The 14206-nt window shown below is 72.5% G+C and carries 15 protein-coding genes; 9 read left to right on the forward strand and 6 right to left on the reverse strand.

Going from position 1 to position 14206, the window contains the following annotated elements; genetic code table 11:
* Positions 1-31 precede the first annotated feature (31 nt).
* From BN4251_RS07930 to BN4251_RS07940, 3 genes are read right to left on the reverse strand one after another with little or no spacing between them, the layout of a single operon-like run.
* The gene (locus BN4251_RS07930; protein ID WP_087484574.1) at positions 32-580 is read right to left on the reverse strand and encodes a MogA/MoaB family molybdenum cofactor biosynthesis protein; all 549 of its coding nucleotides are present in this window, start codon (positions 578-580) and stop codon (positions 32-34) included.
* Positions 577-1101 carry a cyclic pyranopterin monophosphate synthase MoaC gene (moaC, locus tag BN4251_RS07935; RefSeq protein ID WP_087484575.1) on the reverse strand — a complete coding sequence of 175 codons (525 nt, stop codon included), beginning with the start codon at positions 1099-1101 and terminating at the stop codon, positions 577-579. The genes BN4251_RS07930 and moaC overlap by 4 nt, the downstream gene beginning before the upstream one ends.
* A complete protein-coding gene (locus tag BN4251_RS07940) occupies positions 1098-2357 on the reverse strand; it encodes a molybdopterin molybdotransferase MoeA (protein WP_087484576.1) in 1260 nt (419 codons plus the stop codon). Before BN4251_RS07940 ends, moaC begins: the two co-directional genes overlap by 4 nt.
* Positions 2358-2562: 205 nt before the next feature.
* On the opposite strand from BN4251_RS07940, the gene moaA reads away from it, so the two are divergent.
* Both moaA and BN4251_RS07950 read left to right on the forward strand, forming a co-directional pair.
* Positions 2563-3660 (forward strand): GTP 3',8-cyclase MoaA, encoded by a 1098-nt coding sequence (gene moaA / locus BN4251_RS07945; protein WP_087484577.1) that lies wholly within the window; start codon positions 2563-2565, stop codon positions 3658-3660.
* An 11-nt stretch (positions 3661-3671) separates the two neighbouring features.
* Complete coding sequence (locus BN4251_RS07950) at positions 3672-3959, forward strand: MoaD/ThiS family protein (protein WP_170931885.1); 288 nt, start codon at positions 3672-3674, stop codon at positions 3957-3959.
* A gap of 12 nt (positions 3960-3971) precedes the next feature.
* On the opposite strand, the gene BN4251_RS07955 is transcribed toward BN4251_RS07950, so the two are convergent.
* The 3 genes from BN4251_RS07955 to BN4251_RS18270 are packed head-to-tail and all read right to left on the reverse strand — an operon-like array spanning position 3972 to position 6417.
* Positions 3972-5168, reverse strand: coding sequence for a ThiF family adenylyltransferase (locus tag BN4251_RS07955; protein WP_245810253.1), 1197 nt, complete (start codon positions 5166-5168; stop codon positions 3972-3974).
* Positions 5169-5200: 32 nt separating this feature from the next.
* Positions 5201-6028, reverse strand: coding sequence for a molybdopterin-binding protein (locus BN4251_RS07960; RefSeq protein WP_170931886.1), 828 nt, complete (start codon positions 6026-6028; stop codon positions 5201-5203).
* Positions 5935-6417 (reverse strand): molybdopterin-binding domain-containing protein, encoded by a 483-nt coding sequence (locus BN4251_RS18270; protein ID WP_170931887.1) that lies wholly within the window; start codon positions 6415-6417, stop codon positions 5935-5937. The genes BN4251_RS07960 and BN4251_RS18270 overlap by 94 nt, the downstream gene beginning before the upstream one ends.
* 100 nt (positions 6418-6517) lie before the next feature.
* Here BN4251_RS18270 and BN4251_RS07965 point away from each other — a divergent pair, with 100 nt between their 5' ends.
* The 7 genes from BN4251_RS07965 to BN4251_RS07995 all read left to right on the forward strand — a co-directional run bounded on the left by BN4251_RS07965 (position 6518) and on the right by BN4251_RS07995 (position 14178).
* On the forward strand, positions 6518-7504 hold the full coding sequence (locus tag BN4251_RS07965) for an NADP-dependent oxidoreductase (RefSeq protein WP_087484579.1): 987 nt from the start codon (positions 6518-6520) through the stop codon (positions 7502-7504).
* Between the two features lie 49 nt (positions 7505-7553).
* Entirely contained in the window at positions 7554-8831 is a 1278-nt protein-coding gene (locus BN4251_RS07970; RefSeq protein ID WP_087484580.1) for a THUMP-like domain-containing protein, read from the forward strand.
* Positions 8828-9571: a DUF4129 domain-containing protein gene (locus tag BN4251_RS07975; protein ID WP_087484581.1), complete on the forward strand. Its 744-nt coding sequence runs from the start codon at positions 8828-8830 to the stop codon at positions 9569-9571. The genes BN4251_RS07970 and BN4251_RS07975 overlap by 4 nt, the downstream gene beginning before the upstream one ends.
* Positions 9568-10059, forward strand: coding sequence for a hypothetical protein (locus BN4251_RS07980; protein ID WP_087484582.1), 492 nt, complete (start codon positions 9568-9570; stop codon positions 10057-10059). The genes BN4251_RS07975 and BN4251_RS07980 overlap by 4 nt, the downstream gene beginning before the upstream one ends.
* Before the next feature lie 236 nt (positions 10060-10295).
* A complete protein-coding gene (locus tag BN4251_RS07985; RefSeq protein ID WP_087484583.1) occupies positions 10296-11330 on the forward strand; it encodes an ABC transporter permease in 1035 nt (344 codons plus the stop codon).
* A 3-nt stretch (positions 11331-11333) separates the two neighbouring features.
* Complete coding sequence (locus BN4251_RS07990; RefSeq protein WP_087484584.1) at positions 11334-12293, forward strand: ABC transporter permease; 960 nt, start codon at positions 11334-11336, stop codon at positions 12291-12293.
* Between the two features lie 151 nt (positions 12294-12444).
* Complete coding sequence (locus BN4251_RS07995; RefSeq protein WP_087484585.1) at positions 12445-14178, forward strand: ABC transporter family substrate-binding protein; 1734 nt, start codon at positions 12445-12447, stop codon at positions 14176-14178.
* Positions 14179-14206 lie beyond the last annotated feature (28 nt).

Raw genomic sequence — 14206 nt, forward strand, 5'->3', positions numbered from 1 at the left:
CCGAAGGGGGTGGTGCCGCGGGTGGGGTCGTTCATGCGTGGTCTCCTCCGTCGCGCTGGTCGAGCAGGTGGTCCAGGATCGGGTCCAGCACCTCGATGCCGTCCCGCACTCCCCCGCGCGAGCCCGGCAGGTTCACCACGAAGGAACGTCCGGCCATGCCGGCCACGCCGCGGCTGAGCAGCGCGGTGGGGACCTTCCGCGCACCGAGCCGGCGCACGGCCTCGAGGATGCCGGGCATCTCTCGCTCGATCAGCGGAAGGGTCTGCTCCGGGGTGGTGTCGGTGGGGCTGATGCCGGTGCCGCCGGAGGTGAGGACGATGTCGGTGCCCGCCGCGATCGCGTCCGCGATCGCGCGTCCCACCTCGGGGCCGTCGCTGACCACCACGCGCTCGACGGGTGTGAGGCCGCGGCCGCACAGCCACTGCACGAGCAGCGGGCCGGTGCGGTCCTCGTAAGTGCCGTCGGCGGCGCGGGTCGAGGCGATGACCACCCGGGCGGTGCCGTGCAGCACGGGCGGGGCCTGCGGATCCTCGCGCACGGTGCAGTCCGCGTCGGTGCGGCGGGCGGGGACGTCCCTCACGCTCCGCTCCCCTGCACGCCCCCGTCCGGGTGCTGCGCCCTCTCGCGCGTCCAGTCGCCGGAGCGGCCGCCGGACTTGGTGAGCACCTGGACCTCCCCGATCGTGGCGAGGTGGTCGACGGCCTTGATCATGTCGTAGACGGTCAGCGCGGCGACCGTCGCGGCGGTCAGCGCCTCCATCTCCACCCCGGTGACGCCCTTGGTGCGCACTCGAGCGGTGATCTCAACCCGGTCGCCGTCGGGCACCAGGTCGAGCTCCACGCCGGACAGCGGCAGCGGATGGCACAGCGGGATCAGGTCCGGGGTGCGCTTGGCGCCCATGATCCCGGCGATCCGGGCGGTGGCGAGGGCCTCGCCCTTGGGCAGGTCGCCCTCGGCGATGCGGGTGACGACGTCGGGCCGGGTGCGCAGCATTGCGCGGGCGCTGGCCTCGCGGGAGGTGACGGCCTTGTCGGTCACGTCGACCATGTGGGCGGAGCCGTCGGCCCGCACGTGGGAGAGGTCGTCGGCGGGGTGGGTCATCGGTCTCCTCCGGGGATCAGCAGGGTCTCGAGCTCGTCGCCGTCGCGGATCGTGTCGATGCCGGCGGGCACGCGCACCAGGGCGTCTGCGGCGGCGTAGCCGCCGATCAGGTGGGAGGAGGCTCCGCCCACCAGGCGCACCCGGCCCGAGGGGAGCACGCGCGCGCGGCGGTACTGGTCCAGGGCGGGCGGCGAGGGCTCCGCGGCCTCGAGCTGCACGGGCAGGCGCAGGCGCCGACGCGCGGGCGCGCCGAGGGCGGGACGGGCGATCAGCTCGCAGCTGAGCAGGGCGGAGACGGGGTTGCCGGGGAAGGCGAGCCACGGCACGCGGCGGCCGTCCACCTCGAGGGTGCCGATGCCCTGCGGCCCGCCGGGCTGCATCGCGAGGGTGGGGAAGGCGAGGGTGACCCCGTCGTGGTCGGCGGCGTGGCGCACCACCTCGAAGGCGCCCATGCTCACGCCTCCGCTGGTGAGCACGAGGTCGGCGTCGTGCTCGCGCACCTGGGCGCGCAGCTGCGCGAGCAGGGCGGCGGCGTCGTCCGGGACGGCGTCGCGGTGCACCACCTCGGCGCCCGCCTCGGTGAGGGCCGCGGCGAGTCCCGGCCCGTTGGCGTCGAAGAGCCGGCCGGGAGCGGGGGCGCCGACCGCCGGGGCCTGCACCTCGCTGCCGGTGGACAGCACGATCACCCGCAGCCTCGCCTCGACCTCGACGTCGCGCGCTCCGCAGGCGGCGAGGTGCGCGATCCGGGCCGGGGTGAGCAGGCGGCCCTCCCGCAGCACGGTGTCGCCGCGGCGGGTGTCGGAGCCGCGGCGGCGCACGAAGCGTCCGGGCTCGACCGAGGCCGGGGTGAGGGTGACCGTGCCCGTCTCCCCCTGCTCGGAGGTGAAGCGTCCCTGGGCGCTCTCCTCGACGGGGATCACCAGCTCGGCGCCGTCCGGCAGCGGCGCGCCGGTCATGATCGGGCGGGCGGTGCCCCTGAGGTGCTCGGAGGGGCCGTCCCCTGCGGCGATCACGGCGCCCCGCGGCAGGGTGACCGGCTCCCCGGCCGCCGCGAGATCTGCGGCGGCGAGCGCGTAGCCGTCCATCTGGGAGTTGTCGACGCCGGGGACGTCCACCAGGGCGCGCTGGGGCCGGGCGGCGATCCTTCCGACGGCGCGCCCGTCCAGGGCGATCACCTCGGTGGTGCGGACGGCGGCGAGCAGCGCGACGGCGTCCGCCACGTGATCGGCCAGGGGGATCCGCTGGGCACCGGACATCGTTCGCCGCCTCCCGTCTGCGTGCTGGGGCGCCCGGGCGGCGCCCCCACCAGTATGGCGTGCCGGCGCACCGAGGACGCCGACGGAGGGCCTGCACACCCCCGTCGGCCCGGAGCGGTGCGCATGGTCCCGCCGCCGAGGGCGCAGCACCCCTATCCTGAACAGGACACCGGCATCACCGGACGGCGTCGAGAGAGGTGAGCAAATGGCATCGCGCCGCATCTCGCTGGGCATGCCCACCCCGCGCAGGACCGACGAGACCGCCGCCCTGCCCGACACCTCGGACAGGCCCGACACCCCCGCGCTGGCCGACCGGTTCGGTCGCGAGGCGACGGATCTGCGCCTGTCCCTGACGGACTTCTGCAACCTGCGCTGCACCTACTGCATGCCCGAGTCCGGGATGGCGTTCCTGAAGAAGGATCAGCTGCTGAGCGTCGACGAGGTGGTGCGCCTGGTGCGCATCGGCGTGGAGCACCTGGGCATCGACCAGGTGCGCTTCACCGGCGGCGAGCCGCTGACCCGCCCCGACCTCGAGGAGATCATCGCGGGCGTCGCAGCACTTGAGCCGCGCCCGAACATCTCCCTGACCACGAACGCGATCGGCCTGGACCATCGGGCGGGCCCCCTGCGCGAGGCGGGTCTGGACCGGATCAACGTCTCCCTCGACTCGGTGGTGACCGAGACCTTCGAGCGCCTGACCCGGCGCCCGCTGCTGCATCGTGTGCTGGCCGGGATCGACGGTGCCCGCGCGGCGGGGCTCGACCCGATCAAGGTCAACGCCGTGCTGCTGCCGGGCGTGAACGACCACGAGCTGCCGGACCTGCTGGACTGGTGCCTGCAGCGGGATCTGCAGCTGCGCGTGATCGAACAGATGCCGCTGGATGCGGACCACATCTGGGACCGCGGCTCGATGATCACCGCCGGGGACATCCACCAGATGCTCGAGCCCCGCTACGCGCTCACCCCGGTGACCGAGGCCCGGGACGGCGCTCCCGCCGAACTGTTCGAGGTCGCCGACCGCACCACCGGCACCCACCGCGGGCGGGTGGGCATCATCGCGTCGGTGACCCGTCCCTTCTGCGCCGACTGCCGCCGCACCCGGCTCACCGCCGAGGGACGCGTGCGCACCTGCCTGTTCTCGCGCGAGGAGACGGATCTGCGCACCGCCCTGCGCTCGGGCGCCGAGGACGAGGAGATCGCGACCATCTGGCGGGCCGCGCAGTGGGGCAAGAAGGCCGGCCACGGCATGGACCGCGAGGACTTCGTGCAGCCCGAGCGGCCGATGAGCGCCATCGGCGGCTGAGAGAGGACGAGATGACCAGCACCGACACCACCACCACGAGCGGCGCGTCCACGGCGCCGCGGATCCACGTGCACCTGTTCGCGGGCGCCGCGGCGGAGTTCGGGGCGGACACCGCCCAGGTGCATGCCGCGAGTCTGCGCGAGGCCGTCGAGGCGCTGCAGGCCGGGGCCTCGGCGGACGCGGCGCGCGTCATCGAGCGCTCGAGCTTCCTGGTCAACGCGGTGGCCTGCACCGATCGGGAGCGAGTGCTCGCGGACGGCGACCGTCTGGACGTGCTGCCGCCCTTCGCAGGCGGCTGAGCAGGGCCGGGCTCAGCCCGGCAGCACCACCGCGACCTCGCTGTCCTGGACGGCGCCGAAGCCGCCGTGCAGGGAGCGCACCTCGATGCCGCGCTCGGCCAGCACGCGCTGCGCGCTCGCGGAGCGGGAGCCCGCGGCGCAGTACAGCACGGCCCCCGCGAGGGACTCCCCACCGGGTGCGGTGCCCGCGGCGAGCAGCTCGGCCATCGGCACGTGCTCGGCGCCCCGCACCAGCCCGCCCTCGAGCTCATGGGCCTCGCGGATGTCGATCACCCGCGTCCCCGACTCGAGCAGCCCCGGCAGCTCCGAGACCGTCACCTCAGCCGTGGCAGGTCCGGTGGGGCCGGGCAGGCCGCAGGTGAGCATCACGTCCTCGATCACCTGGACCGGCGGGCGCTGGGGGTCCCGGGCGAGCGGCACCTGGTCCCAGCGGGCGCGCAGCGCGTCATACAGCGCGAGCCGCCCGAAGAGCACATCGCCCATACCGGCGAGCACCTTGACCGCCTCCATCGCCATGCTCGAGCCGATCACGCCGCACAGCATCCCCAGCACCCCGGCCTCGGAGCAGCTGGGCACCTCCCCGGGCCGGGGCGGCACCGGGTGGACGTCGCGGTAGGTCACGCCGCGCCCGCCCGCGCCCCAGAACACGCTGACCTGGCCTGCGAAAGCGAGGATCGAGCCCCACACCAGCGGGATGTCGAGGATCTCGCAGGCGTCGGAGGCCATATAGCGGGTGGGGAAGTTGTCGGTCCCATCCAGCACCAGATCATGCCCGGCCAGCTGCTCGAGGGCGCTGCCGGGGCTGACCGTGCCCACCACGGCGGTGACGCGCACCTCGGGGTTCTGGGAGGCCAGGTGCGCAGCGGCGGCGACCGCCTTCGGGGAGCCGACGTCCTCAGCGGTGAACAGCACCTGGCGATGGAGGTTCGTGACGTCGACGGTGTCGGGGTCGAACACGGTGATCTCCCCGATGCCGGCGGCGGCGAGGTAGGAGAGCACGGGGGCGCCGAGCCCTCCGGCACCGATCACGGCCACCCGCGCCGCGGCCAGGCGCCGCTGTCCGAGCTCGCCCAGCTGCGGCAGCCTCATCTGGCGCAGGTAGCGCTCGCCGAGGCTCCCGGGCGCGGTGAGCCGGTGCTCGGGCACGGCGCGTTCCAGGATCGAGGGCGGTCCCGCCTGCGGGTCCGGGATGTTTCGCGTGGGCTCCACGGTGTCCTCTCCTCCAGCGGCTCGACCAGCACTCATAGCGGGACCACCAGCGCGGTGCTCTCGGCGCCGGTGTCCGCCGCGGCGCCGCCGAGCACGAGCGCGTCGGCACGGCCGTAGGGCGCCATGCGCCGCCCGGGCAGCAGCTGCACGGCGCGTCGGCCCTGCTCCCCGGTGACCGCACGGCCCGCGAGCACCACCAGGCCGTCCCGTCGGCGGCTGCGGGCCACCAGGCCCTCGGGGTCCTCGAGCGCGAGCCGGTGCGGCGCGATCGCATCGCCGGGCAGCAGCGGGCGCACGAACAGGTGGTACCCCACCAGCGCGCCGACGGGCGTGCCGGGCAGGTGCACCACCGGGGTGCCTCCGGGCAGGCGGCCGGCCCCCTGCGGGCCACCGGGGCGCAGAGCGAGATGCACGAACTCCGAGCTGCCCCGGCCTCGTGCCCCGAGCAGCTCCTTGACCACGTCGTAGGCGCCGTGGCCGATCCCTCCGGTGGTCAGCACCAGGTCGGCGTCGCGCTCAGCTTCGGCGAGCACCTCGGCGAGTGCGGTGGGATCATCGCCGCTGCGCAGCATCCGCGCCGTGCAGCCGTCGGCCGCGAGGGCCGCGGCGAGCATGGTGCCGTTGGATTCACGCACCGTGCCCTCCTGCCCCGGGGCGGCGTCCTCGGTGAGCTCGTCGCCGGTGACCAGCACGCTCACCCGCGGCGGCGCGATGACCGTCAGCTGTGCGAGGCCCAGGGTGCGGGCGAGGCCGATCAGGCCCGGGCCTACCCGGTCCCCTGCCTCGGCGAGAACGGCGCCGCGGGCGATCTCCTCGCCGCGGCCCCGGAGGTGGCGGCCGCTCTCCCGCGAGGCGTCCACCCCGATCCGCACCCGGGCGGGGGCGGATCGGGGTGGACGCCTCGCGGGACCTGGACCACGAGATCAGCGCCCTGCGGGACGGGCGCGCCGGTCATGATCCGCACGGCAGTGCCGGGGGCGAGCGGTGCCACCTCGCCGGGCCGGGCGGGCAGGTCCGCGACGACGGGCAGCTCGACGGCGGCTGTCCCCGAGAGATCACCGCTGCGCACGGCGAAGCCGTCCATCGCCGAGACGGGGCCGGAGGGGACGTCCTCGGGGCTGTGCAGCGGCCGGGCGAGCAGGCGACCTGCGGCCCGTTGCACCGGAAGGGTCTCCGCGGCCGGGACGAGCGTCATGCTCTTACGCAGGTGCTCCCGCCATCGCCACGGGTCCGTGGAGCTCGCTGCCATGGTCCTCCTCCACCTCCGGGTGCTCACCCCTGATCCTCCCATGTCCATCGGGACGCCGACGGGACGGACGGCCGTCCCCTCCCGGGTGCATCATGGAGGTATGCGCGAGATCCTCTTCGACCGCTTCGGCGGCCCCGACGTCCTGACCGTCCGCACCGACTCGCCCCGCCCGGAACCGGCCCCGGGCGAGGTGCTCGTGGAGGTGGCCTACGCGGGCTTGAATCCGCTGGACTACAAGATCCGCGACGGTTCCTCGGGCCGCGCCGAGGGGCTCGAGCTGCCCGCCGGCACGGGGCGGGAGATGGTGGGCACCGTGCTGGCCGCCGGCCCGGATCTGGACGAGGTGGAGCTCGCCTCGCGCGGTCTCGCCCCGGGCACGCGGGTGTTCGGCATGCGCGGGCCCCAGGATGCGCGCGGTGTGGCGGCGGAGGTCATCGCGATCTCGGCCGATGACCTGGCCCCGATCCCGGACTCCGTGACCGAGGAGGAGCTGCCGGGCTGGGCGGGGCTCGCCCTGGCCGGGCTCACCGCGATCGCGACCGTGCACGACGCGGCGGGTCTGCGCGAGGGGCAGTCGGTGCTGATCCACGGCGGCAGCGGCGGCGTGGGCCAGCTGCTGATCCCGATGGCGCTCGAGGCGGGCGCCTCCCGGGTGTGGGCCACGGGCCGTGCCGCGAACGCGGAGCGGATCCGGGAGCTGGGCGCCGAGCCGATCGCCTACGACGAGGTGGACTGGCAGCAGGCGATCCGGGAGGCGACCGATGGCGACGGGGTCGATGTCGTGCTCGACACCCACTACTTCTCGACCTTCGAGCCGAGCCTGGACGTGGTGCGGCCCGACGGGATCGTGGTGGCGCTGCCCAGCCTCGCGGATCTCGCCCCCGCTCGGGAGCGCGGGGTGCGCGCCGCGATCCCCGCGATCGTGCCCGGCCGTGACCGGCTCGACCAGCTCGTCCACGGGATGCGCTCGGGCGCCTACCCGCTCGAGGTCTCGCAGGTGCTGCCGCTCGCGCAGATCGGCGAGGCCCACCGGATCCTCGAGCAGGGCCACACCCGCGGCAAGCTCGTGATCGACGTGCGCGCGTGAGACCGCGCCCTCGTGAGCTCGGCCCGCATGACCAGGTAGTCTCGCGGGCATGCCCGTTCCGATGAGCGCCGACAGCGATGCCGTGAAGGCGGTCGAGCCGGTGCTGCACCCGGGCGGCCTCGACCTGCTCGACTCCCTCCCTCCCTACGAGGAGAAGGACGTCCTGCGTCGCAGCGCGGCGCTGCGCGAGGCCGGTCATGCCCCCGAGCTGGTCTCCGCGGTGATGACCCAGTCACGCCTGCGCGCCCGTGCGGCGGAGAAGTTCGGGGAGTTCGCCTCGACGATGCTGTTCACTCCGGACGGCCTCGAGCAGGCCACCCGCCTCCCGATCGCCGCTCTGCATGCGCGTCGCTTCCAGCGCGCGGGCGTCACCTCGGTCGCTGATCTGGGCTGCGGCATCGGCGGGGACTCGATGGCCATGGCGGGGCTCGGCATCGACGTGCACGCGGTGGACCGGGACCCGGTCGCCGTCGCCGTCGCGACGGTCAACCTGCGCCCCTTCCCCACCGCCTCCGCCCATCTGGGCACCGCCGAGGAGCACGCCCCCTCGCTGACGCAGGGCATCTGGATGGATCCCGCGCGGCGCGCACCCGCCCGGGGCGGGTCGCGCCGGCTCCACGATCCGGAGGACTACTCCCCGCCGGTCTCCGCGGTGCTCGAGCTGGCCCGCCGCCTCGGTGACGGCGACGCGCTCGGTCCGCTCGGGGCGAAGCTCGGCCCGGCGGTGGATCGTGAGGCGCTGCCCGCGGAGGCCGAGGTGGAGTGGCTGTCCTGGCACGGCCAGGTGCTCGAGGCGACGATGTGGTGCGGTCCGCTGGCCACCGACGGGGTCGGCTCCTCCGCGCTGGTGATCGATCGGGCCGGTGCGCACCGCCTCGAGCGCTCGGCGGGGGATCCCGCGGGCCCCGTGGATCCCGAGCCGGGACCGCTCGAGGCGCATCTCTACGAGCCCGACGGCGCGCTGCTGCGCGCCCGCCTGCTGGGCCGGCTGGCCGGGGACCTCGAGGCGCACACCCTCGATCCGACCATCGCCTACCTGACCTCCGCCCGAAAGATCGCCACGCCCTTCGCGCGCGGCTACGCCGTGCGGGATGTGATGCCCTTCGGCATCAAGCGCCTCACCTCCTATCTGCGCGAGCACCGGATCGGGGTGCTCGAGATCAAGAAGCGCGGCACCGCCGTGGAGCCCGAGGAGCTGCGCCGCAAGCTGCGGCCGCGCCGCTTCGGGGACGACTCCGCGACGCTGATCCTCACCCGTATCGCCGGTGAGCAGTCCGTGATCGTCGCCTCCCCGCATCGCACGCCTCCGTCTGGCGCCGCCGGATGACCAGCGCGCCCGCCCTCGACCCGCCCACCGCGCAGGACGACGGTGCGGGCAGGCGCCGTGCGCGCCGCACCCTGGCCGCGCTGCTGCTGATCGCGGCGCTGGGCGCCCTGGGGATCGTCGGCCTCGGCGCCTCCGCCGAGCGCGGGCCGCTGGTCGAGGTGGGCGAGGTCCGCGAGGTGGAACCCCCGCCGGCGGAGCAGACGGCCGAGGAGTACTGGGAGCCGGACTGGTCGGTGTACACCGTCCCGCCCCGCGAGCCCGGCAGCGCGGCACCCCGCTTCGTCGGGACCGCTCTCGTGGTGATCGCCGCAGTCGCCGCGGCGGCGCTGCTGCTGTGGCTGATGGTGCGCATGCGCGCCCTGGCGAGGCCGCCGCTCGAGGAGGCCGAGGAGGCTGCGGACGTGGACCTCACCGCGGAGCAGGCCCGCACCGCCCTGGCCGACGCCCGAACCCGGCTCACCACGGACATGGACGCCCAGGACGCGGTGGTCGCCGCGTGGCTCGCACTCGAGGCGGCGATCGCCCGGGCCGGGATCCGGCGCGATCCCGCCCAGAGCACCCTCGAGTTCGTGGTCGCGGTGCTCGGCGCTCTCGAGGTCGACCGCTCAGCGCTGGATCGCCTGGCTCATCTCTACCGCCGTGCGCTGTTCGACGACGCACCGCTCACCGAGGCGGACCGCGAAGACGCCCTGGCACGGCTGGATCTGCTGGCCGAGCAGCTGAGGGAGGACCACAGATGAGCCGGGAGCTCCGTTCGCTGCTGCTGCACCTGCTGCTCGGCGCCGTGATCGCGCTGCTGGTGTTCGGCGGCCTCGCCGCAGCCGGCCTGCGGATGGCCCTGCCGACGCTGCTCGCCGCCGGTCTCGCCGGCGGCGCCGCGATCTGGCTGCTGCGGCTCGAACCCTCCCGGGCGGACCAGCTCGACACTCCTCCGCTCGATCTCGACGTCGACTACGCACTCCCGCACGGCCAGGACATCCGGGTGCGGCGTCTCGAGGACATGATCTACGGCGCCCAGCCGAACCGGCGCATGACCGCGCGGACGCTCGCCCGCACCCTCGCCGAGATCGCCCAGGAGCGCGCCCTGGGCCCGCAGGCCGCGCCGCTGAGCCCTCCGCTGCAGGACCTCATCGACCGCGCCCGCCACGAGGATCCCGAGGCCGCGCCGATCCAGGCGATCGATCGCCGCACCCTGCACCGGCATCTGCGGGAGCTCGCGAACCGGTGAGTAACGATTCGGTCATGACAGCTTCGACACACGTCCAGCACCGCATCGGGTGATCTACAGTTCTGGGACCGACGCACAACGCTGTGTTCGGCACCATGCCTCCCACGACGAGGCGCATGACCTGACATGTGAGGAATCCCCGTGCTGCACCTCTCCGAATCGAGCCCGCCCACCGGCCGCTCGACCCTCCGCGGACGCGCAGTGGTGAAAGGCCTGCGGGCCGAAGGAGTCGCCCGGTGACGAAGTACATCCTGCGCCGGTTCGTGAACTATGCGATCCTCACGGGGCTCGCGACCGTCTTCGCCTATATCGCCGCGAGCTCCTTCTTCCAGCCGCGCAACCGCTACCTGGGACGGAACCCTCCGATCGACGAGGCGTCGATCGATGCGATCCTCAGCGCCCACGGCGTGAACGACAAGGACCCGGTGCTGCTGCGCACCTGGTGGTGGATCGAGAACTTCGTGACCGCGCCGTTCATGGACAAGCTCGGCACGGACCTCAACGACCGCTCCGTGGTCCACCAGATGCTCGGCGATCCCTCGCACTGGCTGCTGTTCTGGGAGCAGGGCTGGCTGGGCCGCTCCGGCGTGAGCCTGCGCCTGCTGATCATCGGCTCCCTGCTGGCCGCCCTCGTGGGCGTGGCCGCGGGTGTCTGGGGCGCGGTGCGGCAGTACAAGGCGTCCGACCAGATCATCTCCTACAGTTCGTTCATCCTCATCTCGACCCCGACCTTCGTGGGCGGCGTGCTGCTGATGATCATCGCCACCAAGTTCAACCAGGCGATGGGCGGTCAGCTGATCAGGTTCACCGGGGCGTACACCCCAGGCATCAGCGGATTCTGGCCTACGACCTGGGATTTCATATCCCATCTGCTCTTACCCACGATCGCGCTGACGCTGTTCGGCGCCGCCGGCTACTCGCGCTACCAGCGCGCGGTCATGCTCGACGTGCTGGGCTCGGACTTCATCCGCACCGCCCGCGCCAAGGGCGCCACCCGCACGCGTGCGCTGATCAAGCACGGCCTGCGTGTCGCGCTGATCCCGATGTCCACGTACTTCGCCTACAACTTCGGCACGTTGGTCTCCGGCTCGGCCTTCCTCGAGATCGTGTTCTCGTGGTCCGGCATGGGCCAGTACGGCATCACCGCCGTCCAGCAGTCCGATGTGAACGCGCTGGCCGGGACGGTGCTGTTCTCCGCGATCCTGGTGCTGTTCGCCTCCACGCTCTCCGAATTCCTGTACGCCGCGCTCGATCCGAGAGTGAGGATCTGACCCATGTCGACTCTCTCCACGCCTCCCTCCGGCCCGCCGGAGGCGCCCGACATGGTCGATGCCGACACCGGTCTGCACGACGACGCCACCCAGGGACCCCGGAAGAAGCCCATCTCCCGCAACGCGCTGGTGTGGCGCCGGCTGAAGCGCAAGCCCAACTTCTGGGTCGGCGCCTCGATCACACTCGCGATCGTGCTGTTCGCCCTGCTGGGCAACATCCCGAACATCTACGAGGTGGGCCAGCAGGACCCCTACGGGTTCAATGCTCCCCCCGGTGGCCAGCACTGGTTCGGCGCCGACGCGATCGGCGTGGACCTGTACGCCTCGATCACCGCGGCGCTGCGCAAGTCGCTGATGATCGGCTTCATCGCCGCGCCCATCGCGACGATCATCGCAGCGCTGGTCGGCGCGCTGGCCGGCTACCTCGGCGGGCCGGTGGAGCTGTTCCACGGCTGGCTGGTGAACCTGCTGCTGACGCTGCCGATCTTCTACGTGCTGATGATCATCTCGCCGCTGATGGCGAGCATGTCCTGGATGATCCTGGTGCTGTTCATCGGCCTGTTCGGCTGGATGATCATGTCCCAGATCGTGAAGAACCAGACGAAGTCGCTGCGGGAGCGGGAGTTCGTGCTCGCCGCCCGGTTCTCCGGGGTGGGGACCTTCAAGATCCTCACCCGGCACATCGTCCCGAACGTGTCCTCCCTGCTGATCGTGGACGCCACCCTCGGGGTGTGCTCCGCGATCCTCGCCGAGACCTCGCTGTCCTACTTCGGACTGGGCATCCAGCCGCCGGACGTGTCGCTCGGCACCCTGCTGCAGGACGGCACCTCCGCGGCGGTCTCCCGCCCCTGGCTGTTCATCTTCCCCGCCGCGTTCCTGGTGGCCCTGCTGACCGCCGTCTCCCTCGTGGGCGATGCATTGCGCGACGCGCTGGACCCCACCAGCGGCACCGACCGGGCCTGAGCGCCCCCACTCCTGTCCCGACCCGACACCAACGCCGGGTCCCGTTCCGAAGGCGCATCCCGCACCTTCCCGACCTGCACCGCCGGCTCGCCCGGCCTCCGAAACGTCCGTCTCTTCCCGTGGCGGAGTCTCACCTTCAAAGGAGATCACCATGACCATCACCAGCAACCGTCGCCGGTTCCTGCAGGGCACTGCCGCGGTGGGTGGCCTCGGCGCACTCGCCGCCTGCGGTCAGCAGTCCACCGAGGAGCAGGCCAGCCAGGCCGCGGAGGAGAACGAGCAGGCCGCCGAGGAGGCCTCGGAGCTGCCCAACACCGGCTGGGAGCGCGCGGAGTACGACCAGGTCGAGGAGGGCGGCACGCTGCGCCTCGCGGTCACCCAGCTGCCCAGCACCTGGAACTACTACCACACCAACGGCGCCCTGGCCGATCTGAACACCATCCTCGGGCCGTGCTGGCCCGGCGGGAACATCGCCGATGAGAGCGGCAAGGTCGTCATCAACCCGGACACGGTCGTCTCCGCGGAGATCACCAGCGAGGATCCGCAGATCGTCACGGTGAAGTACAACCCGGACGCGGTGTGGGAGGACGGCTCGCCCATCACGATCAAGGACTTCGCCGCCCAGTGGAAGGCATGCAACGGCTCCGACGAGGCGTTCCAGGTCGCGAGCACCACCGGCTGGTCGGACATCGCCGATGTGCGCGAGACCGATGACGAGTTCACCGGCGAGATCGAGTATTCCTCGACCTTCCCGGACTGGATCGCCTACCTCTACCCGAGCCTGCCCGAGTCGATCTCCTCCGATCCCACGGAGTTCAACGAGGGCTACGTGACCACCCCGACCCCGTCCTACGGGCCGTTCAAGGTGGGCGACATCGACCAGACCGGCGAGGTCGTCACCCTGGTGCGCAACGAGAACTGGTGGGGCCAGGCCCCCAAGCTCGAGACCATCATCTTCTCGGTGGTCAGCCAGGCGCAGATGCCCTCGTCCTTCGCGAACGCGGAGATCGACGTCATCGACATCGCCGATGGCGACACCTACTCGCAGGCCTCGGGCCGCTCCGATGCTGTCATCCAGAAGACCAACGGTCTGACCTGGACCCACGTGACCCTCAACGTCGCCGGCGACGACAACCCGCTGGCCGACGTCAAGGTGCGTGAGGCGCTCGCCCGTGCGATCAACCGCGACGCCGTCGGCCAGGCCGTGGTGGGTCCGCTCGAGGCACCCGTGGTGCCGGTGAACAACTACGTGTTCATGCCCGGACAGGACGGCTACGAGGACTCCTTCGAGGTCGCCACCGGCAGCCCGCTCACCTACGACCCCGAGGCGGCCGGCGCCCTCCTGGACGAGGCCGGCTGGGCGCTCAACGGCGATGTGCGCGAGAAGGACGGTGCGCAGCTGACCCTCTCGGTCACGGTCCCCGCGGACGTCAAGTCCAACTCGGACCGCGCTCGCCAGATCCAGACCGACCTCAACGCGGTCGGCTTCTCGGTCGAGCTCGAGACCGTCCCCTCCGACGCCTACTTCAACGAGTACGTCGATCCGGGCGACTTCAAGATGGTGACCTTCTCGTGGGTGGGCACCCTGTTCCCGCAGCAGTCCTCGGCGAACCTGTTCTACCCGGCCGATTCCGGGCAGAACTACACCGGCCTGGACCTTGATGCGGAGCTCGGCGACCTCGCCGAGACGATGCAGACCGAGCTCGACCCGGAGGCCCGCATGGCCGCCTCCAACGAGTTCTCCTCGATCGTCGCGGGCGCGTTCAGCGTGATCCCCTTCTACGCGACCCCGACCATCTTCGGCGTCTCGGAGGGCATCGTGAACTACGGCGCGAAGCTGTTCGAGACGGTCGACTGGACCACCGTGGGCTTCAAGGCCGCCTGATCCCGGCAGCCTGAGCAGCAGAAGGCCC

This window comes from Brachybacterium massiliense, assembly GCF_900184245.1.
GTDB classification, from domain to species: Bacteria; Actinomycetota; Actinomycetes; order Actinomycetales; family Dermabacteraceae; genus Brachybacterium; species Brachybacterium massiliense.